The sequence below is a fragment of the Brevibacterium aurantiacum genome (assembly GCF_007558825.1).
Taxonomy (GTDB): Bacteria; Actinomycetota; Actinomycetes; order Actinomycetales; family Brevibacteriaceae; genus Brevibacterium; species Brevibacterium aurantiacum_A.
The window spans coordinates 1-22,185 of the sequence record NZ_VLTK01000017.1; the positions used below are offsets into that span (position 1 = coordinate 1).

Consider the following 22,185-nt stretch of genomic DNA (forward strand, 5'->3'; position numbering starts at 1 on the left):
ATTGCCGACACCGCCAGAACTATGCCGCACACGCTTCGGTCCGTTGACCGTGAGTCCGACGTGTTGGCCAATCTGAAGGTCCTGGCCGGCACGGACGAAGACCTCGCTCATGACATCACGAGAGCGATCAACAGGCTGCGGTCCCTGCTATTGCAGATCCATCCGGCGTTGGAGCGCGTCTTCAAGGGCACCGTCCTGACCAGGACGATCGTGCTGGATGTGTTGATCCGGTATCGGGGTCCGGTCGGGCTGCGGTCGGCTGGGAAGTCGGGGGTGAAGCGGTGGGCGAAGGATCACACTCGCAAAGACCCGTCGGTTCTCATCGATGCCATCTTCGAGGCTCTGGCTGAACAGACTGTGATCGTGCCGGGTACCGAGGCGTCGGAGTCGGTGGTGCCACGGCACGCGATGCGGATCAAGGCGTTGAAGGCCGAGCGTCAGGAGATCGAGGCAGAGGCTGAGGGGTTAGCTGATTCGCTCCCTCTTCTTCAGGTCTTAACGTCCATGCCGGGAGTCGGCGTTAAGACCGCATCCCAGATTCTCCTGGCAGCCGGAGACTTCTCTTCGTTCAAAACTGCCGGTCATTTGGCAGCGTATGCGGGTATTGCTCCGGTCACGCGTCGGTCGGGGACGTCGATTCGGGGTGAGTTCCCGTCGCGGGCGGCTAACAAGCGGTTGAAGAATGCGTTATTCCATTCGGCGTGGGTCGCGTCGTGTCACGACCCGCTATCGAAGGTCTACTACGACCGGAAACGTGCTGAGGGGAAGCGTCATAACGCGGCGGTGATGTGCCTAGCGCGCCGTCGGTTGAACGTGCTCTTCGCGATGGTCAAGCACGGGGTCTTCTACGAGGCGAAGACCCCGGCTGCTGCTTGACAATGAATGTAACGGGGCTCCGCAAGCCGCATGACGGTTAATGTCCTGTGAGGTTCGGGAACTTGGTGAGCTCCTTGTTCATGTCGGAGTCTATTCGGCGTATCCGCGCATCTTGTGTTTGGGAGCACCTGGACCTAAGCGCGACTCTTGATAGTGGCTCAGCTCGATGGTCTGGGTAAAGGTCACTCGCCACGCCGCCAGCCGGTCTGAGACGGTCATCAGCCGCCTCATAGAGGACGACAACGTTAGGTTGGGCGAGTCGCCAAAGGAGGCCCGTGAGGTGATGAGGATGGTCAACCCCAGCACGCTCCTGACGTCGAGCAACCGGATCAGTGGATCGATGGCGTCCGGATGCAAGGTTGTCACCTCGTCGATAACGAGCAGCCTGGGGGCAGGTGGTCTGGTTGAAGCAAAGTCGAGACCATCTGCCATCTTCTTCAGAACCCCTGCCGCTTCGTCATAACTGACTTCGTCAACCTGGTCTGACACAGACTCCTATTCTGAATCAATCTTCGTGACGATAGTCATCTCAGCGTCTGGGAGAGCCTCTCTGGCGAAAGCGACTGCACCGCGAACGAGCACCGTCTTGCCCTGTCGGCTCCACCCATGGATGAGGCCGCACGTTGAGGACTCGCGTCCAAGAGGGAAGACGAACTCAGTGGACCCGAAATGTCCGATCGGCACCTCGACTTCACTGGTGTCGACAATCGGGGAGTCATCGAACATCGAACTGGTGCGCTCGACCGGGGTCTTGACTCCCGTCGGCGTCTCGGGGCGCTGGTTTCTCGTTCGCCGTCTCGTCGAATTGAGTGCGCGATTGTAAGAAGTGTCAGAGGACTCGGCAAAATTACGGGCTTGAATCTTGCGAGCGTCGTTCTTTGTCATGATGTGTTCGACCTTTCATCTGTTTGTGTCTCGCGCCTCCCACACAGACTTGATGACTTGATGAGACCACAAGATATTGAGCTGTCGTCAATCAGTAACCATCTTGTTCATGCTGATGCGTAGCACCTACCCCGACCCTTCGAAGGCAACCGTGTGGGGGTTGCGCGAGGTCAGTGATCCGTAACATTGTCCGGACAATCGCTATTATATCGAACAATGGAGTGATTTGCGCGATCCAACGATCACTGGTGTGTCGGGTTCGAGTTCTGGCTTTTTCTCTAGACAGAGCCCGCCTGGCCTAGTGGTTCGGCAATGATGCTGACTAACGGTCTGGAAGGAGCTGGTAATTTGCAGCAAGAAGATTCGGTTGAAATGCAGTTGATTGGATTCTGGCCACCTCGAATCGATTCGAATACGAGCACAATCGAGAATCAATCGTTGAATCTCCGGTGTTTCCCGTGTCGAATTTAGTGAGCGGAGTCTCAGGCAAGACCGACAGACTGGGTCGCAGAGCCCCACAGCGGGGTCAGCCAACGATGGAAGGACAGCAGATCATGAAGAAGGACGTGGACTACTTCTATGACGACGGTGCGATCCGATTCGCAGAACAGAATGGCATCTCGCGGGCGGCGTTCGAACGCGCGATGAGCAGCAAAGACAATACTCCGCCGTACGTGGAATTCCGCGAGGCGAAGCCGAAACCGTTCCGTGTCTATCACCGCGAAGATCTGATCCCGTGGATCAATCGGCAGCTTTCGAGTGCAACCTGAATTTGCCGGACAGGCGAATGCTGTTTGCTGGCCCTCAGCGTTGAAAAGCGTTGGGGGTCAGTTCTTTGTCTCTGATGGGTGTGCCGTGTGTACATCTTCGAGGAAGACAACGTTTCCGACAACGTAGAACCAGATTCGTGCATCGCCCTTCTGGGTGGGCTTATGCTGCCATCGCTGATGCCTGACACCGTCCCGTGTCACGGTGGAGAGGTTGGCTTTCAACGGATAGTTCGCGGGAGTATTCTCCAGCGGCGTCCGGGTGAGGAAGTCCCAGGTGTCGGTGAGAGGGCCACGTATGGTGGCGCAGAGATCACGCCATCCTTTCTCTGCCTGGCGTGAGGCAAACCGCAGCTCAAACTCGATCTTCTTCGTCGGTCTGGTGACCCTGTGATCCTTGGGCATTGGAGCTCAGGGACGCTCGACGGGTTCGTCGTCCTCAAGCCATTCGACTGGCGACTCTCCAAGCCCCGCGGCGATCGCTTCGGCAGTCTCTCGCCACGATGTCAGTGTTGAGAGTGCGAGATGGGACTGGCCGACAGAGAAGCTGGCTCGTGCGGCGTTGAGCACGTCGCGGGCGCATTCGTCCTGATCTTGAGGGCTAAATGCGAGCATCCAAGGGAAGTGGTCAGTCATGAAGCGGGTCAGGTTTCCGTCGTTCATGGTGGCCGCGCCGATGAGTTGGCCGGCGATTTCGAGAAGCTCGTTGCGTGCACGGTCTTCGCGCTCTGACATGAGAGTAAGGTTCTCGCCGTCACGCCGGGTGACGGTCACAGGGTGGTCGGAGGCCTCAGCGAAAACATCGGCAGAAGAGCGGCTGAGTTCGGAGGACTTGAAGGATGGACGGGCTTCTGTCTTCATGGGGCAATCATACTTCAGAACGTATTCTGAATTCAATCAGAGCTATGACTTCCGATGTAGCGGGGTGACGTTGTTTCCAAGGTCGTCACCGATGACTGTGTGGTCGAGTTCCCCGCGCCCTCGATTTCCGAATGATCCGATCCCGTCGTCAGTGGAAATGGTTCTACGGGCGACGACCTTGATCATCATCCTGGCTTGGGCGAGCTGACTCGAGGCGGGCCTGACGAGAGGGGCCAGTCGGTCGAGAAGGTCATCGGCAGCGTCTTCGGTCAGCATTGTCGTCAACACTGGCGAAAGGGCGATGACAGCCCGAAGGTCTGCGAAAGTGGATCGTCTCTGGTCCCTGACGCTGCACTGCTGGAGGTCCCGAATAGCTTTCGCTTTCTGCACCTCGTCGTCCATGACATCGGTGGACGCGACAATATGAGAGTAGGCAGACTCGCGGCGCAGCTGGTCAATTGGCAAAGGTTCGACGTCGATGTCGCCCTCGGCAAGATCAAGGTCTGCCGACGATGGAAGCGAGGAGAACGCTTCGTTGAATTCCCTCAGCCACGTCTCTTGGGCTCGAGTAATCGGGCCGCTGTCGTCGTCGAAGTTCATGCTTTCATTGTTCGCTGGCAGGTGATGGGTTGGCAATACCCACCCGACGGAGGATTCCGAGTGAGAGGACCAACCTTTCAAGCGCCTCATTCCCCACGGGAAATGAGGCGTCTCACCAGTCTGAAAATTCGCTGCTGACGGATGAGGAAGCAACAGCAGATTTTCGGGGCTGTGTCCGAGCGTGAGCTTCAGCGATAAATGGCGGCTAACTGGCAACGCTCGGTGGCGGCACTGAGTTCATCTATCAGCTCCAGAAGGCGGTTGCACGCAATGGTGCTAAGGGCTGGTGTCAGTTGAGGGTCTCTCACTGACACCAGCCCTTCATATCGGGGATGGTGAGGTTCGCGCAGGCGACTTCTAACGTTTCGCTGCGTTGTGTACACGAGTACTGAACAACAGCGTTCAGTAGCCGACCGCACGACACCGAGGATATGGGGCTGGAGGGGCAGCAGGCTTCAGAAAATACACGACATTCCCAACGTCAAGGGGGTGTGCACGTTGGGCGATTAGAAAGGTTATGATTTGCCACGCAACCTTGCTGGCCGTTGAGTCAAACCGCTCAACCAGTGACGCCTTTCGCGTTTGGCTGTCGGACAGCAAGAAGACCGGATTCGGAGTTTCCTCATAAAACGATGGATGAAGTCAAAATTCTTCGATACGGTGGTTGGACCCCGACGCTCCCTATAGAACGGATAATCATGAAGAAGCTCGCCTCTATTGTTGGTGGCCTCGCGTTGCTCACTGGTTCCTCGATCGTCGCCGCCCCTGCAATGGCGGCATCAGAAGGGGGCATTGAGCAGGTTGCATCAGCGCCCGTCAGTGAAGACGACCGTATCGACGCGCTCCTCGCGGACGGTGCGGAAGCTGATCCGCTCGAACTTGTACCGGGAGCCACAACTGACCCCGCCAAAATTGCGAAAATTGATGAGTCAGGAGCGCCAGCAACGGTAGTTGTTGATCCCGACAATGGTGAAATCGTTGCCGCTAAAGTCGAATCTGGCATCTCGGCACTCAAGATCACTAGCGTTGGGCCGGGCTGCGATGCCTCAGCAGGTCATTTCTGCATGCGAGGCGCTAACTCCTATGGATTCAGAGGGACCGGAACTCTAAACGCCACATGGAAGGGCATCAGCTGGTACCACACCGGCAACAAGCAGGGACGTGTGAAGATCAGTGGAAAGTGGGACGGGTGGCAGCCCAAAAATCGGGCTGTGCAGTTGACGAAGAAGGTAACTGTTACCGGCATCTCGCGAGAGTAACTCTCGCTCATAGAGCGGAAGTACAGAGGGTGGTGCCTGGAGCGCCACCCTCTGTACTTATTCACTAGGCTGCTGAACGGGTGGAGGATATCCGAAACGGTACAAATACCCCCCTTGTCTCTAAACTCACGGGTTATGAGGCGTCTCACCGGTCTGAAAATTCGCTGCTGACGAGTGAGGTGACAATCGCGGATTTCTGGGGTTGCGTCCGAACTCCCAGATTCTTAGAACTATGTCTTGTAACCTGACGCTGAACAAGGCGTGCACGTAGTTGGTTACGAGACACACAGGAGCGGCCCATGGCGAAACTGATCGGATACGCACGAGTATCGACACGAGCCCAAGACACTGACAGACAACAGGCGGATCTCCTCAAGGCTGGCGTTCGCCATGACGACCTCTATGTTGATCACGGCGTTTCTGGTTCACGAGCCTCACGGCCACAGTTCGACCTCGCTCTGGAGGCACTCATCGAAGGCGATACTCTCGTGATTACGACTCTCGATCGCCTTGGCAGGTCCACACAGAATATGCTCGCCTTTGCCGAAGACCTCAGGACCCGTGGTGCCGGATTGCGAGTCCTCAACCTCGGCGGGGGAGACGTCGACACCTCATCGCCCATGGGATCGATGCTGTTCACGATCATGGCAGCCTTGGCGCAGATGGAGCTCGAGATCAAACGTGAACGTGTCACCGACTCAGTCAAAAAACGAAGAGAAGCAGGCCTCGACCTTGGTGGGCGGCCTCGCCGAATCACTGACAGCCAGATCCGCAACGCTGTTCGCTTGGTCGAAAGCGGTGAGCCGGCAGCCGCGGTCGCACGCGATCTCGGGATGTCGAGGGCCACGTTTTACCGGCGTTCACGGGCGCTGTCCCAATAGACTGGTATCCATGCTGTCCGGCAGGCCAGCATGGCCCTCTGTCTCCTGTGTTACGTCACGCGAAGTACAAAACCAGCGAGAGCTTGAACTCAGGTGGTGCCCGCTACGGCTTGGCGGCCAAGAGCGGCAGGACGCTGGAAGTTCTCAAGACATGAGCGTGTACGTCCGGCGATAACAGTAGAAGGCATTCCAACATGTCGTCATGGACGGCATTGGGATCGAGCGTTTGCGCGAACAAAGGTTCATGATGAGCGATTCGGTTGCGCAGCGTATTTACTGCCGAGATTTGAGCGTCGACAGTGCTGCGCGAAGTGCCGCGAGGGAATGCTTTGTGCAGATATGGAACCTAGACGCTTTTCTCCATCGAAGCCGTGGTGAACTGACGCCAAAATCCAAACGTCAGTTCGGCAATGACCTTTCCAGGATTGGCATTTCCGTAGCCACACTTCTTGATTGCCTCATCGACATTCTTGCGGGTGAGGAAGTTGACGTCCGATCCCCGTTTAGCGCCCTTGACTGACTTTGTGCGCCAAATTGGCATTACAGCAGGGGATTCCGGGTGAAGTAGCCAGTGCGTCCGGTGAGGCCAGGAAGCGGAGATCGTTGTGTCATAGACATTGCGCAGTGCCACTTCAAAGTGGGCGATGTCGTGCATGAGCGCCTGGCCAAGCTCGACGTTCCATTCGTATAGAGCGAGGGCCCGACCGCGATCGCCGGCACACTCATCTAGGTATCGTTTAAAGCGTGCGGCTCCAAGCCACGCTTCAATCCAACGGTCAGACATGAGACGAGTATGCCAAAAAAAGCAGTGCCCCGGCGACATGGTCGAAACCAGCGGTCCACACGGGGCTTACAACGACGATTCTACGTTGACCTCGGGTTCGCTGCAACTGTCGGTCGCGCGGCAGGGCGGGCGTCGCCTCTAGCGCCTTGAAAAGTCGCTGCACCGCGAGGACACGAAGGTTGCCCCTGCCAGATGCCAGACTGGTTTTGAGAGCTTGCAAATCGCAGGCTGTCGAAGCAGAGGAGGCGAACCAATCATGACTGAAGTGATCGAAGAGCTGGCGCAGGTGAAGAGTGAAGTGGTCGCCTTCGGTACGGCCCAAGAATGGTTGGACTCACGGTGGGATCAGATGAACGCCAACCCGCCCGTTGTGCTAATGAACGGCAACTACGGCAACCAGCGCACGGTGAATGAATCCACAGATATTCACGTGGACTCGATTGTCGATGGGGGTGAAGCAGTCAAATGGGGTGGAGTGAATAACCGCGGCGACTCATACCGTCAGATCGTCCAGGGCCTCATCGACTCTAGTGATCCGGATTTCGATGATTGGTTCTCGCGTATGGGTCGACTGCGCTTGTTTCGCCATCACGGTCCAGAAGGCCCGATCTATGAGACCGGGAATTCTCGCCATCGAGTGCACACGGTCAAAGCTCTGAGGCTGAGCAGGTTTCCGGCTCGAGTTGAGTTTGAGTACTCACCATTGGCGGCAGGAGATGAGGTCGTGATCAATCTTGATTCGGACGAGGAGCGTCGCCATGCGGAGGCGATTGCCAAGCTAGGGTGGATCGACGAAGAACCGCCGAAGTACAGCCACATGTTCTCACCGCGGCTGAAGATTGACCTCCCATATACATGGGCTCTGGAACCTAATGCCAAGCGCCAGCGCATCAATGAGGCGTATGCGCGGGTCTACCCGGAGTTCGTCGACACCGTACCAACTGTTGTCGTTGACGAGGAGGAGATCAAGGAGCCAAAGCATCGCTCACTGTGGCAGCACATCCGCGCGGCATGGAAGGGTGAGGAAGCCTGAAAAGCGCTGCACGTAACGCGATCTCAGCTTGAAGGCTTCACCAACTCGGGGCCGTCGCCGGTGAGTTTGGCGACCTCGTGGAATTCCAGTTGTTCAAGCTGTGGGGTGGAGGCTGCGACTGCGGCGTCGACGAGAGTCTGGTCGCCTTCTGTTCCTGCATCAACCCATTCGTCGACGAAGTCGGGTGGAAGGATGACCGGTGCCCGATCGTGGAGCTCGGCGACGTCACCGGTGGAGGGGCGAGTGACGATTGTCGTCGTCAGAGTCCAAGCGTCATCTGAGCCCTTCGGCCGCCACCATGAATAGAGGCCGGCGAAGAGCAGCGGATCATCGGGTAAGTGAATATAGTTCGGAGTCTTCGTCTTCCCCTCAGTCTTCCATTCGTAGTAGCCGGTCGCCGGAAGTATTGCGCGGGAGTGCTTGATCGGTCCCCGCCATGTGTTCTTCGACGCCGGCCCTTCACTGCGGGCGTTGAAGGTGGGGAACTTCAGCTTTGTGGACTCGGCCCACGGTGGCAGAAGCGACCACCGTGCGATCTCGCCTTTTCGCGTGATCTCGCCATCGTCAGTGATGGTCTCGAAGAAGGCGGGGACGCGCTGTGTGGGCTTGATATTCCATGAGGCAGTCCACTCAGCGGCCACATCGGCTTCGAGCATCCGGCCAAGCTCTGCTGAGGACACGTCTAGCGTGTATCTGCCACACATAAGAACGAGTGTGGCACGACTGCTGCGGCACTTGAATGCGCAGGGGTCTCAACAAATGGTGCCTAGCGACGGATCAGCGCGGAGCGACAAGGAATATCGCAGCGGGTGCGGTCGGTTGGCTGCCTATCGGAGAATCCCCGAAGCCGACGAGCGCTTGTGCACGAAGTCAATTATAGAATGTTGGTGTGACGCCTAGATCTCGATGATCGTCATAATTTCCTCGCCAACGTTACGCAAATGCGTAGTTTGCAGTCAGCTATAAGGCGGACTATGTCTGTCCATTCGAGAAATAAGTTCGTACGCGCGCCAGGACGTGTGCGCCGCAACGGTGAACGCCAGAGTTTGAGGTCTTTCGGCAGACTCCGTTCGGCACGACACAACTATTGATCGTGAAACCTCAGGACGGAGGCGGCGCAGGACCATATTTGGGGCCGTCCAGCTCATAGCAAGGCCAGGAACTATTGCAATGCCAGTTCCTTGCGCCACCATTTCGATGGCAACGCCAGCGTCAGGGCTGTACGCTACTACTTTTGGGTTGACGCCCTCAGCGTCACAAGTCTGAAGGAAAGATCTGCACGACTGGCTATTCTTACCTTCGACTATAATCGGTACCCCCTCGAGATCACTCAGATCGACCGCATCTGTCAACGCGAGACTGTGTTCTCGCGGGAGCACGACCTGAAGCTCATCTCGACCAAGTTGGACCTCGTGAAGCCCTTGTCCTGCGGGGTCATCAAGGGGATAGCGAGCAAGAAGGCCGATGTCTACGGACCCGTCTTGTAAGGCTTTTACAATCTCATGGCTCGTCATTACGTCAAAACGTACTCGCAACTGTTCGTCTTCATTGCTGATTCGTTTCATGATTCGAGGCAGTAGCGATCCAACGCCGCTCGGAAAGCAGGCTACCGCGATCTCATGTTGCTGTGTGGACGCAAGGGCGCGGGCTGCTTCTTCAGCGGCCGTAAGTTGCGACAACGCTTGCAGACCATGTTGGACAAGAACGCGACCAGCTTCTGTACACGAGCTGCCGGAGGTGGATGATGTCACAACTTCGATGCCGAGTGCCCTACTCAGCGCTTTGAGCCGCTGAGACACGGCTGACGGTGTCACATGGAGAGCTCTGGCGGCGCCACTAACGCTGCCCGTGCGGTCGAGTTCAATCAGGCAGTGTAACCAATCCATGTTCAGCATGCTGTCCAAAATAGCAGGGTTCCGGCCAGTGCATATTAGAAGAACTAAACACATGTATAGAAACTTGTGCCGGTGGCAGGTCCGGATTCTCGCATGTTTGCTTCAGTTGATCGTCTATCTTGATGTAAGCACAGATACATACCCATGCTGCACTGCGCATGTGGCCGGAGTTCACGTCAGAGAAAGGCAATGACGCCATGTCGAGTTATCAGATCGGGAAGTCCCATCGAGGGTTCTTCGGTCATCCTTCAGGGCTAGGGTGGCTGTTTTCAATGGAGATGTGTGAACGCTTCTCCTATTACGGAATGCGGGCCATCCTTCTCTACTTCGTGATTGACGAAGGAATCAACGGCGGCCTCGGCATTTCAGAGCCAATTGGCCAGGCATTGGTTGCCGCCTATGGAGCAAGCGCATACCTACTGGCCATTGTCGGCGGAATCCTCTCTGATCGTGTGGTCGGCTTGTGGAAGGCGACACTATACGGCGGAGTTGTGATCATGTTCGGTCATCTCGCACTTACCTTGCCGACTTCGCCGATGTCTTGGGTAGGCATTTGCTGTATCGCGCTTGGAACCGGTCTGCTCAAACCCAATCTTCAAGCCATGTTCGGAGAGGTCTATGCAGAGGGCGATCCACGTCGGCACGGCGGTTTTCAACTCATGTACTTCTCAGTCAACATCGGAGCATTCCTTGCACCCTTTGTAATCGGTGGCATGAGGGCAGCGGGTGGCTATCACGCCGGATTCTCAGCGGCGGCAATCGGCATGGCACTATCGCTGCTAATCTTTATTGTTGGCCGGTCCAGGATGCCCGAATCGGTTATGACAGCATCACAACCGCTGAGCAATGGTGGACAACGCCGACTGTTCATTTTCACCCTAGGCTCCGTGGTCGCCGTGGGAGCTCTCTTTCTCGGATTCATCGTACTTCTGCCGGACATCACCGATGCGATAGTAGGCACAGTAGCAACGGTGGCCGCAATCGTAGCCGTTGCCTACTTCGTCACGATGTTTCGTAGCAAAAAGGTGAACGCGGATGAACGCAGCTATCTACGCGCGTATCTGCCATTGTGGCTAGCAGCGATGGTTGTGTGGATGATCGAAGAACAAGCAGCAGTGAAGATGGCCTCATTCGCTCTGTCGAACACTCAACTAAACGTAGGGGGCTTCGGCATTCCTCCTGAGTGGTACCAATCAATTAATCCTTGGGTTTGTTTGATTGCTGCACCAATTCTTGCTTATTGGTTCACTCGACGTGCCGGGAAATTTCCAGGAGTGATCCACAAGTTCATTTTTGGCACGGTTCTACTCGGGACTTCTGCGCTCCTCATGGGCGTGGGCTTTGCAACATGGACCGGTGGCGAGTCGCTTGCCCCATGGTGGTTTCTCGCGTTGGTGTTCGTAGTCCAGACGACTGGCATCGTCTTTATTTCACCAGTTGGAGCGGCGGCCACAACACTGCTGATGCCCCGGGCGTTCAAAGGTCAGGGCATGGCCGTATGGCTGCTTAACAACGCTCTCGCTCAAGGCCTAGCCGCGGTGATCATTCGCCTCCTGGCTGGCGTCAACGATTCTGTTTTCTATTACATCCTCACTGCAGCGACCGTGGTCACGGTAGTCGTTCTCGGTATTCTCGCGACCCGAATTTCAGCTATTACATCACTAGTAGAGGGGCCTGCAGATCCTGTAGCGGCGAGTAATGTCGAACCTATCGGCGACAGCAGGCAGGCCTAAACACCCATTTTCAATCGCATCAGACAGGTACTGAACTATGACAGAAATTCCTCAAACAATCGACGACTTCCTCAACTCTTCCCGACTCACTCATGTTGCCATGAACGAAGATGGAACCCGAATAGTTGCCGTGGTCGACACCGTCGAAGTATCTGGTCAAATTTCATCGTTGGTCTATCAGATCGATCAAAAGAACCAGGTGCCGATTCTGCTAGCGAGCAGACAGCAACGCGTGACCTCTGTGTGCGCCGTTGGAGCTGAAAAGATCTATCTCAGCGAACAAATTCCGCGGCAGTCCGGCAACGTAGTCGTTGAAATCGAAGAGAATGGAAGAGAACGCGAAATTACGCGCGTCGAGCGTGTTCGGTCTATGGACTCAAATGAAGACAACGGTTCTGTTCTCATTCAATGCATTGCACCAGATCGAATTGAGCGACGATCGTCCGACTATTTGCAGCATCGATTGCGCCAGCATTACCCCGTGAGAATGAATGACACTGACACAGTCGAGATACTCGAATTCTTCACACTCGATACTGTGACACGAAAGCTACGTCGCCATCACCAGGACCTCGCCCAGCTGTCTATAGAACATGAGGCCTTCCCGCACCCGGACGGCCTCAGAGTATTGGCCAACCGTGTTCGCCATTTACAGGGCGAGATCAGGATCGATTTAGTACTTGCCGACCTCATCAATGGCACAGTCGAGGTGGTGCATGAGGAGGCAGACAGCCGGCTTCTTGCTGGTCCGATCTCAATGGACGGGAAGTTTACGGCGGTGCAAGAGATGCATCTCAACGAGCGGAGCGAACGTCGATCACTCGCGGTAGTCGACTTGGATACATTTTCCCGCAGTTCTCTAGGATCAGGTTGGGACCGATGGCCAACCCCACTTGCCTGGTATCCCTATGAAAATTCGATTCTAGTCAGAGCCGACGACGAGGGGAGCACCTCTCTTTTCAAAGCCTCTGTCGATCATGACTGCGTTGAGAAACTTGCGGATGACGAAGGTGCCTACGGCACCTCATTGATCCACCCGCGAACGGCCGACATCTATTCAGTCCACGCAACACTGCGAAACTCGGGTCATCTCACACGGGTTCGGAATCGCATATCAACAACACTGGGGATACCTGAAGATCAGCCTCAGTTCGAAGGCAGGCAGCACGCAATCACAATATTGAATCGCGAAGGAATGCCGATTAAATGTTGGCTCACTTTGCCCCATACAGCCGGGAGCGAGACACCAGTCCCACTCGTTGTATGGGTCCATGGCGGACCAGCGGTGTCGTGGGCCGGTTGGCGCTGGGCCCGGTCTCCATGGCCACTAGTCGCGCAGGGCGTGGCCGTCCTCATGCCGGACATTGCGATGTCTACAGGATATGGCCAAGACTTCATAGATCGTGGTTGGGGAGATTGGGGAGGCACTCCGCTAAATGACCTCCTGGACGTGACTAGCGAAGTCGGTCAACGCTCCGATATTGACACAACGAGAAAGGCGGTCATTGGAACGTCCTTTGGTGGCTACCTGGCGACATGGGCGGCTGCTCGCACCAAGAAATTCCAAGCCGCGATCAGTCACGCCGGAATATGGGACCTCGAGCTCTTTCACCCCACAACCGATGATCCTGCCCGCTTCCGCAGGCGAATGCCAGCAACGATGAGACGACGTCACTCCCCGCGTTGGTGGGTACACGAAATTGACATACCGATGCTCATCAGCCAGGGCGGACGAGACACTTGCGTGCCACGCGAACAGGCCTTCTTGCAGTGGTCGGAGCTTCTCTCTTCATCGGCGCTCTCCGAAAACGACCAAGGCCAATCGCCGCACCGGTTCCTCTACTTACCAACGGAAGGACACCGCATCTCGACGATCCACGGCATTCGAGATTGGTATAGGGCAGTCACAGGCTTCCTCAGCGAGCAGTTCTTCGTAGACGTGCCGGGCGAGTCCGCATACCAATCATCCGACACGCGCATCACGCCAGGAAGGGGAAACAACGATGGTTGAGTGGATCGACCTGCGCAGTGACACTGTCACCAAACCGACTGGTGAAATGCGGGCCGCCATGGCCGCAGCCGAGGTCGGCGATGACGGCAGGATGCTGCCCGATGGCCAATACGGAGATCTCACTGTTCGTCGACTTGAGGAAGCTGTCGCGCTCGAGCTGGACAAGCCAGCGGCAATATTCGTTACAACCGGTGTGCTGGCCAATATGATAGCTCTTCGGACGTGGTGCAAGCGAGAAGCTACTATCGCTGTTGGAGCCAATTCGCATATCCTTCGCTTCGAGCGAGGAGCCTTTGATCCAGAAGTATTCGGCCTTCGCGCACGTCCACTTGCGGATTCCTGCGGCTTTCCCGAAGTTGCAGCCGGGGGCCTCGACGGAGCTCAGGTTCTCTGTCTGGAGAATACGCACAATGCAGCTGGAGGCGTCCCCTGGCACGTTGAAAAGGTCGAAACGTTGCGTACGCAGCACGCGAGTCTTCCATCCATCCATCTCGACGGGGCTCGCCTTTTCAATGCGTCAGTCGCGCTTGGTGTGCCGCTGAGTCAGTTGGCTTCTGTTAGTGACAGCGTCATGGTGTGCCTATCCAAGGGCCTTGGTGCACCAATGGGCTCTGTTCTCGCCGGCCCTACGGAATGGATCGCCGAGGCAAGAAAAATGCGGCAGCTTCTCGGCGGACAGTTGAGGCAGGTGGGCGTTGTTGCAGCTGCTGGATTGATAGCATTGCGCGGCTATCGTGATCGACTCGAAACTGATCAGGCACGGGCCAAGTTGCTGGCAGAACGGTTAAGAAACATTCCACAAATAGAGGTCGATGACAAGATCAAGACCAACATCGTACGTGCGCGTTTCATAGGTGGTTCTGACCCAGCTTTTCGGGTTCGTTCATTTGCCGCCAAACATGGGGTTCTGCTCGGTGGTCCTTCGGGGCAGGAGCTCAGGTTTGTCCTGCACAGTGATATATCGAATAGCGGTATCGACCAGGCAACAAACGTCATCTCACATGCGCTATCCCAAGAAACATGACTCGGAGTTGAGGAGGCAGGCCCGACTCTATCTTCATCGCAGGTAACACTTATTCGGGTACATGACAGACGCTCTCCTTCGTGGGATAGATGTACGCCGTGCTTTGGGCTAAGCGACTGTTGCAGGAGGACACCCTGGATCACATGCTCAACGCTTAGTAGTGCCACACGAGTTTGTCGCAGGCCACAATATGGATGGTGGATCCGGGCTCCAGCCCTTCGACGATCGCGCGAGGGAAACTCAAAGCTTAATTTGTGGTGCCTGGCGTTTGCGCGAGATAACGGAGGTAGGGGCCCTTGCCCCTTTATATTCATTGTCAAGCAGCGACCGGGGTCTTCTGTTCAAAGAAGACCCCATGCTTGGCCATATCACGAACAACACGTTCAACCGACGACGCGCTCGATTCGTCCCGTACAGTGGGACTCATGGCAAAAGGTATGACTGGCCGATGGCGGCCAAAGGGGCCTCATGTCTGCTGAAGCCGAGGCCCACAGGGACCTGCCGATTCGGCTCCAATTTCGAGTCGTCGACCTCACAGAAGAGGCCAAAGAGAAGCTGGCAGAAGAATTCGACATCGCCTTCAACTCGCGTGGCCCGTTCCAATTCGTCACCGTCTACGAAGATGGCGACGATGCGATCACGGTGTCGAAATCCGTCATCTCCAGTCTCGAAGCCGCGGGACTCCGCGTTATCAAGTTCGAGCTTGACTGGGTTGTCCGCATCGAAATCGCGCAACGAGCAGGTGTGACCAAGCAGATCGTCGCAGCATGGACATCGCCGTCGGGTGATTACGACTTCCCTGAACAGTGCGACTTCATCGTCAAAGGGTTGTGGTACTGGCCCGATGTCGAAGAATGGCTGCTGGCTCGTGGCAAGATCGAAGCACCTGAGGGCCGTCATCTCACCCTGTTGCAGGCCAACCAGATCAACCGCGATCTTGGCCAAGAAGTTGACCCCATTCTTCGTGCTATGCGACGGGCAGGTTCTGTCCATAGGCGTGGTCGCTCGACCGCATCATTGTCGCGATCGCTGACGCTTCAGCACGCGGCAAAGATTCTCGGCGTCGCACTGCCGGTCCTCGTCAATCTCATCGATAGCGGCCAAATTCCTTCCCACGGTCGCTTCGCTCACCGACGGGTTAACCTCCTCGATGTTCTGGCGTATCGAGACGAGCGGAAAGCGTGGCAATACCGGGCACTTGGGGCCCTGGGGGAATACGGCGACGAGATGGAGGAGAGCCCTGGCCTCGCAGTTGCGCGGATGAAGGAGGCTCGAAAGATCGTCGCGCAGAAGCGTCGAGCCCAGGAAGAGATCCCCGCAACCGAGGACGCCTGACTGTAAGGTTTCAGCCCCAAGTTGTTCTCTTGGCCGACGATCCATGTCAGGGGCTGCGGCTAGTGTTGGCCTAACTGGCGAGTTTGAGAGGGGCACGATGGTACAGACAAATGCTCATGATGTAGCAAACTACATCCTCAAGAAGACCGGGCGAATCCAGGCGATCAAGCTCCAGAAACTCTGTTACCTAGCACAGGGGTGGAACCTGGCATGGCTTCGAGAACCTCTCTTTAACGATGAAATCCGTGCATGGCGATATGGCCCCGTTATCTACTCCCTCTATCAGAGGCACGGCGGTATGCACTATCTCGACGAATGGAACCACGGGAACCCCGACGATACTCATCTGAGTGCCGATCAGAAGAAGATTATTGACGCAGTAATCCAGAGGAACGCGCACAAGGATGGATTCGACCTGGTTCGTGACACTCACACCCACGAGATATGGAAGACCAAGTTCGAAGAGGCGGAGCCGAATCGGCGAGGTTATGAGGTCCTCACGGTCGAAGACATCCGAAAGGAATTCGACCGGCTCGACGACGAGCTCATGAAGGCCACGAGCTAAGCGCTCTTAGATGCAGAGCCCGACACAGATTGATCGTCTGTGTCGGGCTCTTAGCTTTCAACCTTCGCCGCAGAACTCCGTCACCTGGTCGGCGGCGTCCTGGATTGCGTCAGTGTGTCTGTCCTGGGCATCCTGGACCTGATAGAGCTCTCGCACCGTTCCGCTACCGCCGAGTGCGAACTTCGAATGGTCGAATTCGTTTAGTTCGTCCTCGGCCTTTTGCAGGGTCGCGCTGAAGTTCTCGAGTTCTCCGACAAGGTCTTCATTGGTTACGTCCTCGCCCACCTTCTCAATGATGTCGTGCGTGGTGACGAAGTACTCCGACACTCCGGCGTCGTCGCCCCTGAGGATGGACGCGACAGTCTCCCGAACGCTGGTCTTAGCGTTGACGGTCAGTGCGCGCTCCTTGTCCATGACGACCTGGCAGGCGGACTCAATGCTCTGGCCCTGGGCACACGCCGACAATGCGGCACTCACCCCGACCACCAGGAACAGTCCTCTGAAGCGGTGCAGTCGTCTCTTCATATTTGTCTCCGTAAACCGGCGGCCGCCCCAGCTTCGCGCTGCACGGCCATGACTGCTCTTGTTCTGTGTTGCTCAATTTCCTCGAAACGCTGATGCCCAGCGAGGCGGAGACTGCATGTCAACTTATAGGCGTCGGGAGTAGCGGAACTCGAGCTTGTCTCTTACTTCGCGAGCCACTGCGGACTCCAGTCACTCTGCCACGAGACCACTTCGCGTGGCGTGTTTATACCAACCACAGCTCGACACACGAGCTCAGCCCGTGACGTTTGAACTGTTGTCCGATGCTCCGGGGTCGATTGGTCCCGATCCAGTATCGAATTCCCCTGCATAGGTGTCGTTGAAAATAAGATCGTACTTGGTTCCGTCTTCTCCCGCCCGAAGGTAGGCGACTGGGTCTCCCTCAGCTTGCAATGCTTTTGGTAGGGGGTCCTCGCACCAAATCTTGGCAACTACCAGTCCTCCGTCGTGTTCGTTGAGGCTGCCTGGATCGACCTTGCATTTGGATTTTTCATTTACGTAACCGTTGCCAATCGATTCGGCATAGCCGTCTTCGGGCGCCTCATTTGCAGGGATAGCCTCGGCTACGTCTTTCGCGTTCCCATTGGTGTAGTTCTCGACGGCCCAAGCGAGAGCATCGTAGTTGTCCTCGGGCATCTTCCCGGCACCTCCGCAGGCTGTCAGAGCTGCCAGCATCAGTGCTGTCGCGGTCAGGGCTACAGGTCTTGTGTACTTCATCGTTTGTCCTTTGTCGCAGGTCTACCGTCACACAGCCTCTCTAGGCACATGATAAGACGGGAAGTTGTTAGGTCTATGGTGACTACAGACTGACTACGCTCGGTTGTTTAATAGTCAACAGTGCTTGTTTGTCGGTGCGAAATCACGTAATAAGTGTTGGGATAACTCTCACGCCCGAGTTTTACGTTGGACCCACAGTCCTTCGGCATCCTGTTTGGTGCTGACCTGCGCATATGTGCGACAAAGACGATTCGCCGCACCCATGCGTGCCGGGTGCGGCGAATCCTGATATTGGTGGCAACTGTGCCATGACGAATGCCAAGATGATTCCTCCCATGTAATCTCTTGATTTCGCCAATTTATCACGGCTTTGGGGTCAAATCTTCGGTGGCATATCTCCTACGTCGGGTGTCATTGATGAACGGGCGGGACGACCCACGACCGGAGATTCCGGCTTGAAGGGTTCCCGCCGTGGTTCTGCCGGCCGAGGTGGCTGGGGCGTTGGGCTCGGCTCAGCTCGCGGTTCCGGCTGGGACTCAGGCATCGGCTGCGGATCCGGGTGGACCGGTTGCGGCTGGGCCACCGGCTGTTGGGGCTGGACCGGCTGACTTGGGCCAGCGGGCGGACCGTTGACGATTGGGGCTCCACCCGACATTGCCTCACCGGTCGTTGGAATGCCCGCATATGGATCGTCGAAGTACTTACCTTCCTGTGCGTCGATGAACTGGTCTTCGGCGAACTGGTCTGGACGAGTGTTCTCCGACGCCCGCGGATCCATCTGGTGATCGCGATTTCCGCCCGCGTTGGCTTCGTTGATCTTGACCGGCCCCGGCATATCACTATTGATGACCCCAGCTGAGGCCTGCTGGGCCATGCTGGCCATAGTCATGCCGGCATCAGCTTTAGCTGCCGACGCCTGCTGCCCGGCGATTGCGGCACTGCCTGCGGTGTTCATCAAATGCGACTTCATTTCCTTGTGAGAGTCGACAGCGGCTCGACGATCTCGGCGAATGGCCTGACCTTCTTTGAACTTTTGCAGTCCTGAAGACTCGCGGGCCTTCAGCGCGTCCTTGGCATCGGACTTCGCTCCGGCGATGCCTCTGCTGGCATCCTCCTTGGCGTAGTTCTTGAGCATAGTCTCGCGTTGCTTGGCATCCTTTCGCTCGAACTGCCGGGCACGTTTGGTTTCCTGACGCATCGCCTTGTCGTTTGCATTAGCCTCCTTGCGAGCCGTCTCGTCGCCCTCTCGCTTGGACTTGGCCTCACCAAATGACATCGGAGTACGTGGAGGCAGCAGAGTGTCATCGATGCTCGCATTCGCGGCGTCGTTGGGCCCGCGAGTCCCATCTGCTCCGGCGCCAAGACCACGAGCACCAGCGCCGGCCACTGCGGGGGTCTTCGGGCCTGACAGACCCTTGGGGTCCATTCCATCTTCGCCATCGAGTCCGCGGTTGCTGTTGGGAATGTCGCCAGAGCCCTTGTCACCGCCCGAACCCAGTCCGGAAAGCGGGTTGCGACCACCAGGGCCGCCCTTCCCACCTCCGCCGCCACCGGTCAAAGCATTCGCTCCCTCTCCGAAGGCTTCACCGGTTGGCTTGCCACCTGCCCACGCCATCGCGCCAGACGGCGTGAACGGAGACGGTTTCTTGAACCACTTCTTGAACATGATGTGCAAGACCACAATGGCTAGGATCGGAGCAAAACCGGTCCACAGCATCGCCGCCAAAGATCCGCGTCCCAAAAGTTCGAGTCCGCCTGCCGTGAGTACCGAGGCAATCATGGTCACCACAATGAAGATCAGCGAGGCGAAGACAGACACAATCGTGGCCCCGACGAACGTCAACGCGGTCTCTTTGACTGCCGAAGCAGTCGCAAATGGCAGGACATCTTTGAGGATGGCTGCAATCAAGGCAATGAGTGCGACGACGAGCATAACCTTTGCCCCGAGGATGAGGACCGAGATGAGTCCGAATGCGAACATGGTCAAGGTCGCTGCCAGCAGGTAGAACAGCGTCATGGTCTGGAATCCACCGCGGTCATAGCCCATAAACCGCTGGACGAAGCTGTTCACTCCCGGATCATCGCCAAATTGTTCGGTGACACCGTTTTGCCCTTCGGTCGAAGGCGTGATCGCTTCAGGCAAAGTTTTGCTGGATGCGGCGTTGTTGTACCAGCTGTCACATTTGATGTGCTTGGCCTTATCGTCGAGAGCCCGCTTCCAAGCAGCGCTGAGTGACCAGTTGTCGTCCTCGTCGAGCGTGCAAGCCGCCCACATGAACTGGTTTGCTGAGCGTTCTTGAGGGTCGGGGTAGCTTCCCCAGGGAGCGAGTCCTTTCGGCTTGAGATCGTGATCCTCCAGCGGCGCGATGTAGCGTTCGTTGGCTGGAATGTTACCGAGGTCGTCGAGGAGCCGGCAGTAGGTTCGGGACTCGTATGTGTCCATGTCTGTACCGTATTGCGAGGTCATCCACGCCATGAGACCCGTGTTTTCCCACATCGCCGAGATCGTCTGAGCCGTCGAGGCGTTGCCACCGGCCTTCTTGGCATAGTGCTTGTAGGCATCCTGCATGGACTGTCGCTGAGCCCAGCACGAGTTGACCTTCTCGTGGTAGCCGTCCTCGGAGTTGGGATGGAAGGGTTCGAGCGTCTCGGTGACCAATCCTTGCACTGGGTCAGCCAGCGTCTCGACGGAGGTGGTCAAAGTCTTGCCCACCCACCACGGGGACCCGGTGCCGGGTTTCGAGTCATTCGTCTTCCCATCCTTAACTGTGTCTTGAGCTCCGGAGGTGAGGACGACGAAGACGACGACGAGGATGAGGGGCTTGAGCAGGAGGGAAAACAAGCTCACACCCGCCCCACCGCGCCGGTAGTAGCGCCAGGCGGCGATGACGATCGCGGCAACGACGGTGAGGCCGACGAAGCCGTTGAGGAGCATTTCTCCGATCTTGGCGAACGACAGGTCGACGTAGTATCCGGCGACGTCGAGGAAATCGAAGTCTGAGGCGGTGCGGGCCAACGTGGTCGTCATCGAGAATTCGCCGTTGCCCACAGCCATCACACCGCCGTTGACGATGGCGTGCGAGTTTGCTTGGGCGTTCGACATCTGATTGCCGGCAACGTTGTTGAAGATGGTTGTGGTGGCGTTGTCCCAGCGGTAGAGAGGCAAGAGACGTGAGCTCCACGTGGCCGAGCCGAGTTTGTGTTTACTTGTCTCACCGGAGAAGAACTGATTCCACGGCTCAGTCCATGCCGTCTTGCCGATGGTCTTCACACATCCCGGATCATCGACAAAGCCTTCTTTGTGATCCTTCGGGTCCGGCTGCACGAAGCAGTTCTCGTGCCAGTCACCCTTGTTCGCGCCGTCTTTGCCATCACCTGCTGCCAGGATGAAGTCACTGGAGGCCTGAATCGAGGTCCGGTGGCCCGAGGTGTCAGCGAGGTCTCCTCCGATCCAGTCTTCGGGTGTATCAGCCGAGGGTGCGGCACCGATGATGAATGAGAGCAGAACGGCCCCGAGCAGTGACCACTGGAGAGCACGAAGGAGCCGGTCCCTGAAATCAAAGCCGGACGCTTTTGAAGCCGCGGTGGAACGTGCGGCCTTTGGCTTCGGTGCTGGTAGATCCAGCGTGGTGCGGGGAACGAACGCCATAACTTACAGGAACCCTTCGAGTGCGTCGTCAACACGTCCGAGATCGGTTGTGTCTGGGGGAGTGGTGGGTGCCGAGGGTGAGGTCTTCTTGGCCTTCCTGCGCCTCTTCCGTGGCGGGGGATCGGGTGTCTCCGTGTCGGCCGACAGCTCTGGCAACGGGACGTCGAGCTCGAGCCCGTCGAAGCCGGGGTCACTGACTTCAGAGACAGTGAGGTGGCCGGCGACCGCGGCCATTTCGACCTCGTCGGCGTTGGGGGCATGAGGGTTTCGTCGTCTGAACTTGCCAGGCTTGGCAGGAGGAGTCGCCTTGAAGTGGGGCAATTCGGTGCTGCGCCGAGTGATGGACTGAGCATCCTCGTCGCCGACGAGATCGGAGAAGATGTCGTGGACCTCATCGATGTCTCCCGAACCGAGCCCAGGCATTGATGAGGCCTTGTTCATTTCCCGGTTGCCTACATCGGTGACGACAGTCGATCGGTAGATGACGCCGGGGGAGTAAGCAGCGACGGGGATGCGCTTTCCGCAGAGGATGAACTCGTTCTCAATGGCCGTCACTGAGTCGTAGACCGTCTTGTACAGCCGCTGCTTCAATCCAGTGCGGGACCGCCACTCGACCATGACGATAATGGAGACGATGACGAGGGCAAATGCGCCAAACGCGTACACGCCGAGGAAGGGTGCGGTGATCGCCATGGCAATGATGCCGGGGAAGAAACCGGCGACGGCCAGGTAGACGTAGCGGCGAGGGACTTCTGTCCCCACATGAC

At 57.0% G+C, this 22,185-nt stretch carries 22 protein-coding genes; 10 read left to right on the forward strand and 12 right to left on the reverse strand.

What is annotated here, in order from left to right:
• Positions 1 to 876: IS110 family RNA-guided transposase (locus FO013_RS19960; RefSeq protein ID WP_143924316.1), on the forward strand; the 876-nt coding region annotated here is incomplete at its 5' end.
• Between the two features lie 90 nt (positions 877 to 966).
• Here FO013_RS19960 and FO013_RS19965 read toward each other — a convergent pair.
• Complete coding sequence (locus tag FO013_RS19965; protein ID WP_143924317.1) at positions 967 to 1,365, reverse strand: ATP-binding protein; 399 nt, start codon at positions 1,363 to 1,365, stop codon at positions 967 to 969.
• 6 nt (positions 1,366 to 1,371) lie between these two features.
• Positions 1,372 to 1,761 carry a hypothetical protein gene (locus tag FO013_RS19970; RefSeq protein ID WP_143924318.1) on the reverse strand — a complete coding sequence of 130 codons (390 nt, stop codon included), beginning with the start codon at positions 1,759 to 1,761 and terminating at the stop codon, positions 1,372 to 1,374.
• A gap of 554 nt (positions 1,762 to 2,315) precedes the next feature.
• Between FO013_RS19970 and FO013_RS19975 the strand changes: the two genes are divergently transcribed.
• On the forward strand, positions 2,316 to 2,531 hold the full coding sequence (locus FO013_RS19975) for a hypothetical protein (RefSeq protein ID WP_143924319.1): 216 nt from the start codon (positions 2,316 to 2,318) through the stop codon (positions 2,529 to 2,531).
• 57 nt (positions 2,532 to 2,588) lie between these two features.
• On the opposite strand, the gene FO013_RS19980 is transcribed toward FO013_RS19975, so the two are convergent.
• Genes FO013_RS19980 through FO013_RS19990 form a run of 3 tightly spaced genes read right to left on the reverse strand, consistent with a single transcriptional unit; the run spans position 2,589 to position 3,989 of the window.
• Entirely contained in the window at positions 2,589 to 2,933 is a 345-nt protein-coding gene (locus FO013_RS19980) for a hypothetical protein (protein ID WP_143924320.1), read from the reverse strand.
• A 6-nt stretch (positions 2,934 to 2,939) separates the two neighbouring features.
• Complete coding sequence (locus FO013_RS19985; RefSeq protein ID WP_143924321.1) at positions 2,940 to 3,389, reverse strand: prevent-host-death protein; 450 nt, start codon at positions 3,387 to 3,389, stop codon at positions 2,940 to 2,942.
• Positions 3,390 to 3,431: 42 nt separating this feature from the next.
• On the reverse strand, positions 3,432 to 3,989 hold the full coding sequence (locus FO013_RS19990) for a hypothetical protein (protein ID WP_143924322.1): 558 nt from the start codon (positions 3,987 to 3,989) through the stop codon (positions 3,432 to 3,434).
• Between the two features lie 698 nt (positions 3,990 to 4,687).
• Here FO013_RS19990 and FO013_RS19995 point away from each other — a divergent pair.
• Together FO013_RS19995 and FO013_RS20000 are read left to right on the forward strand one after the other, a co-directional pair.
• Positions 4,688 to 5,248 carry a hypothetical protein gene (locus tag FO013_RS19995; RefSeq protein WP_143924323.1) on the forward strand — a complete coding sequence of 187 codons (561 nt, stop codon included), beginning with the start codon at positions 4,688 to 4,690 and terminating at the stop codon, positions 5,246 to 5,248.
• Positions 5,249 to 5,547: 299 nt separating this feature from the next.
• Positions 5,548 to 6,129, forward strand: coding sequence for a recombinase family protein (locus tag FO013_RS20000; RefSeq protein WP_143924324.1), 582 nt, complete (start codon positions 5,548 to 5,550; stop codon positions 6,127 to 6,129).
• Between the two features lie 346 nt (positions 6,130 to 6,475).
• On the opposite strand, the gene FO013_RS23025 is transcribed toward FO013_RS20000, so the two are convergent.
• Entirely contained in the window at positions 6,476 to 6,913 is a 438-nt protein-coding gene (locus FO013_RS23025) for a hypothetical protein (RefSeq protein WP_260848295.1), read from the reverse strand.
• Positions 6,914 to 7,169: 256 nt separating this feature from the next.
• Here FO013_RS23025 and FO013_RS20010 point away from each other — a divergent pair, with 256 nt between their 5' ends.
• On the forward strand, positions 7,170 to 7,946 hold the full coding sequence (locus FO013_RS20010) for a hypothetical protein (RefSeq protein ID WP_143924325.1): 777 nt from the start codon (positions 7,170 to 7,172) through the stop codon (positions 7,944 to 7,946).
• Positions 7,947 to 7,969: 23 nt separating this feature from the next.
• Here the strand turns inward: FO013_RS20010 and FO013_RS20015 are convergent, their stop codons facing one another.
• Positions 7,970 to 8,650, reverse strand: coding sequence for an SOS response-associated peptidase (locus FO013_RS20015; RefSeq protein ID WP_143924326.1), 681 nt, complete (start codon positions 8,648 to 8,650; stop codon positions 7,970 to 7,972).
• A gap of 252 nt (positions 8,651 to 8,902) precedes the next feature.
• On the reverse strand, positions 8,903 to 9,895 hold the full coding sequence (locus FO013_RS23360; protein WP_143924327.1) for a LysR substrate-binding domain-containing protein: 993 nt from the start codon (positions 9,893 to 9,895) through the stop codon (positions 8,903 to 8,905).
• A gap of 143 nt (positions 9,896 to 10,038) precedes the next feature.
• Between FO013_RS23360 and FO013_RS20025 the strand changes: the two genes are divergently transcribed.
• From FO013_RS20025 to FO013_RS20045, 5 genes are all read left to right on the forward strand, one after another.
• A complete protein-coding gene (locus tag FO013_RS20025) occupies positions 10,039 to 11,574 on the forward strand; it encodes a peptide MFS transporter (RefSeq protein ID WP_186293230.1) in 1,536 nt (511 codons plus the stop codon).
• A gap of 37 nt (positions 11,575 to 11,611) precedes the next feature.
• Positions 11,612 to 13,585: an alpha/beta hydrolase family protein gene (locus tag FO013_RS20030; RefSeq protein WP_143924329.1), complete on the forward strand. Its 1,974-nt coding sequence runs from the start codon at positions 11,612 to 11,614 to the stop codon at positions 13,583 to 13,585.
• Positions 13,578 to 14,609: a beta-eliminating lyase-related protein gene (locus FO013_RS20035; protein ID WP_143924330.1), complete on the forward strand. Its 1,032-nt coding sequence runs from the start codon at positions 13,578 to 13,580 to the stop codon at positions 14,607 to 14,609. The genes FO013_RS20030 and FO013_RS20035 overlap by 8 nt, the downstream gene beginning before the upstream one ends.
• Positions 14,610 to 15,077: 468 nt before the next feature.
• Entirely contained in the window at positions 15,078 to 15,944 is an 867-nt protein-coding gene (locus FO013_RS20040; protein WP_143924331.1) for a helix-turn-helix domain-containing protein, read from the forward strand.
• Positions 15,945 to 16,041: 97 nt separating this feature from the next.
• Positions 16,042 to 16,509: a Panacea domain-containing protein gene (locus tag FO013_RS20045; RefSeq protein ID WP_186293231.1), complete on the forward strand. Its 468-nt coding sequence runs from the start codon at positions 16,042 to 16,044 to the stop codon at positions 16,507 to 16,509.
• A 57-nt stretch (positions 16,510 to 16,566) separates the two neighbouring features.
• Here the strand turns inward: FO013_RS20045 and FO013_RS20050 are convergent, their stop codons facing one another.
• The 4 genes from FO013_RS20050 to FO013_RS20065 form a co-directional block, all read right to left on the reverse strand.
• On the reverse strand, positions 16,567 to 17,034 hold the full coding sequence (locus FO013_RS20050) for a hypothetical protein (RefSeq protein ID WP_143924333.1): 468 nt from the start codon (positions 17,032 to 17,034) through the stop codon (positions 16,567 to 16,569).
• Between the two features lie 252 nt (positions 17,035 to 17,286).
• Positions 17,287 to 17,769, reverse strand: coding sequence for a hypothetical protein (locus FO013_RS20055; RefSeq protein WP_143924334.1), 483 nt, complete (start codon positions 17,767 to 17,769; stop codon positions 17,287 to 17,289).
• Between the two features lie 376 nt (positions 17,770 to 18,145).
• A complete protein-coding gene (locus tag FO013_RS20060; RefSeq protein WP_143924335.1) occupies positions 18,146 to 21,418 on the reverse strand; it encodes a hypothetical protein in 3,273 nt (1,090 codons plus the stop codon).
• A gap of 3 nt (positions 21,419 to 21,421) precedes the next feature.
• Positions 21,422 to 22,180 carry a hypothetical protein gene (locus tag FO013_RS20065; protein ID WP_143924336.1) on the reverse strand — a complete coding sequence of 253 codons (759 nt, stop codon included), beginning with the start codon at positions 22,178 to 22,180 and terminating at the stop codon, positions 21,422 to 21,424.
• Between the last annotated feature and the right edge of the window lie 5 nt (positions 22,181 to 22,185).

What these genes read in the sequence shown, in the direction of transcription:
- FO013_RS19975 (WP_143924319.1), top strand. Translation starts at nt 2,316, where the DNA reads ATGAAGAAGGACGTGGACTACTTCTATGACGACGGTGCGATCCGATTC.
- FO013_RS19985 (WP_143924321.1), bottom strand. Translation starts at nt 3,389, where the DNA reads ATGAAGACAGAAGCCCGTCCATCCTTCAAGTCCTCCGAACTCAGCCGC.
- FO013_RS20000 (WP_143924324.1), top strand. Translation starts at nt 5,548, where the DNA reads ATGGCGAAACTGATCGGATACGCACGAGTATCGACACGAGCCCAAGAC.
- FO013_RS20060 (WP_143924335.1), bottom strand. Translation starts at nt 21,418, where the DNA reads ATGGCGTTCGTTCCCCGCACCACGCTGGATCTACCAGCACCGAAGCCA.
- FO013_RS19990 (WP_143924322.1), bottom strand. Translation starts at nt 3,989, where the DNA reads ATGAACTTCGACGACGACAGCGGCCCGATTACTCGAGCCCAAGAGACG.
- FO013_RS19970 (WP_143924318.1), bottom strand. Translation starts at nt 1,761, where the DNA reads ATGACAAAGAACGACGCTCGCAAGATTCAAGCCCGTAATTTTGCCGAG.
- FO013_RS23360 (WP_143924327.1), bottom strand. Translation starts at nt 9,895, where the DNA reads ATGTGTTTAGTTCTTCTAATATGCACTGGCCGGAACCCTGCTATTTTG.
- FO013_RS20035 (WP_143924330.1), top strand. Translation starts at nt 13,578, where the DNA reads ATGGTTGAGTGGATCGACCTGCGCAGTGACACTGTCACCAAACCGACT.
- FO013_RS20045 (WP_186293231.1), top strand. Translation starts at nt 16,042, where the DNA reads ATGGTACAGACAAATGCTCATGATGTAGCAAACTACATCCTCAAGAAG.
- FO013_RS20055 (WP_143924334.1), bottom strand. Translation starts at nt 17,769, where the DNA reads ATGAAGTACACAAGACCTGTAGCCCTGACCGCGACAGCACTGATGCTG.
- FO013_RS20030 (WP_143924329.1), top strand. Translation starts at nt 11,612, where the DNA reads ATGACAGAAATTCCTCAAACAATCGACGACTTCCTCAACTCTTCCCGA.
- FO013_RS20040 (WP_143924331.1), top strand. Translation starts at nt 15,078, where the DNA reads ATGTCTGCTGAAGCCGAGGCCCACAGGGACCTGCCGATTCGGCTCCAA.
- FO013_RS19980 (WP_143924320.1), bottom strand. Translation starts at nt 2,933, where the DNA reads ATGCCCAAGGATCACAGGGTCACCAGACCGACGAAGAAGATCGAGTTT.
- FO013_RS20015 (WP_143924326.1), bottom strand. Translation starts at nt 8,650, where the DNA reads ATGTGTGGCAGATACACGCTAGACGTGTCCTCAGCAGAGCTTGGCCGG.
- FO013_RS20025 (WP_186293230.1), top strand. Translation starts at nt 10,039, where the DNA reads ATGTCGAGTTATCAGATCGGGAAGTCCCATCGAGGGTTCTTCGGTCAT.
- FO013_RS23025 (WP_260848295.1), bottom strand. Translation starts at nt 6,913, where the DNA reads ATGTCTGACCGTTGGATTGAAGCGTGGCTTGGAGCCGCACGCTTTAAA.
- FO013_RS19995 (WP_143924323.1), top strand. Translation starts at nt 4,688, where the DNA reads ATGAAGAAGCTCGCCTCTATTGTTGGTGGCCTCGCGTTGCTCACTGGT.
- FO013_RS20050 (WP_143924333.1), bottom strand. Translation starts at nt 17,034, where the DNA reads ATGAAGAGACGACTGCACCGCTTCAGAGGACTGTTCCTGGTGGTCGGG.
- FO013_RS20010 (WP_143924325.1), top strand. Translation starts at nt 7,170, where the DNA reads ATGACTGAAGTGATCGAAGAGCTGGCGCAGGTGAAGAGTGAAGTGGTC.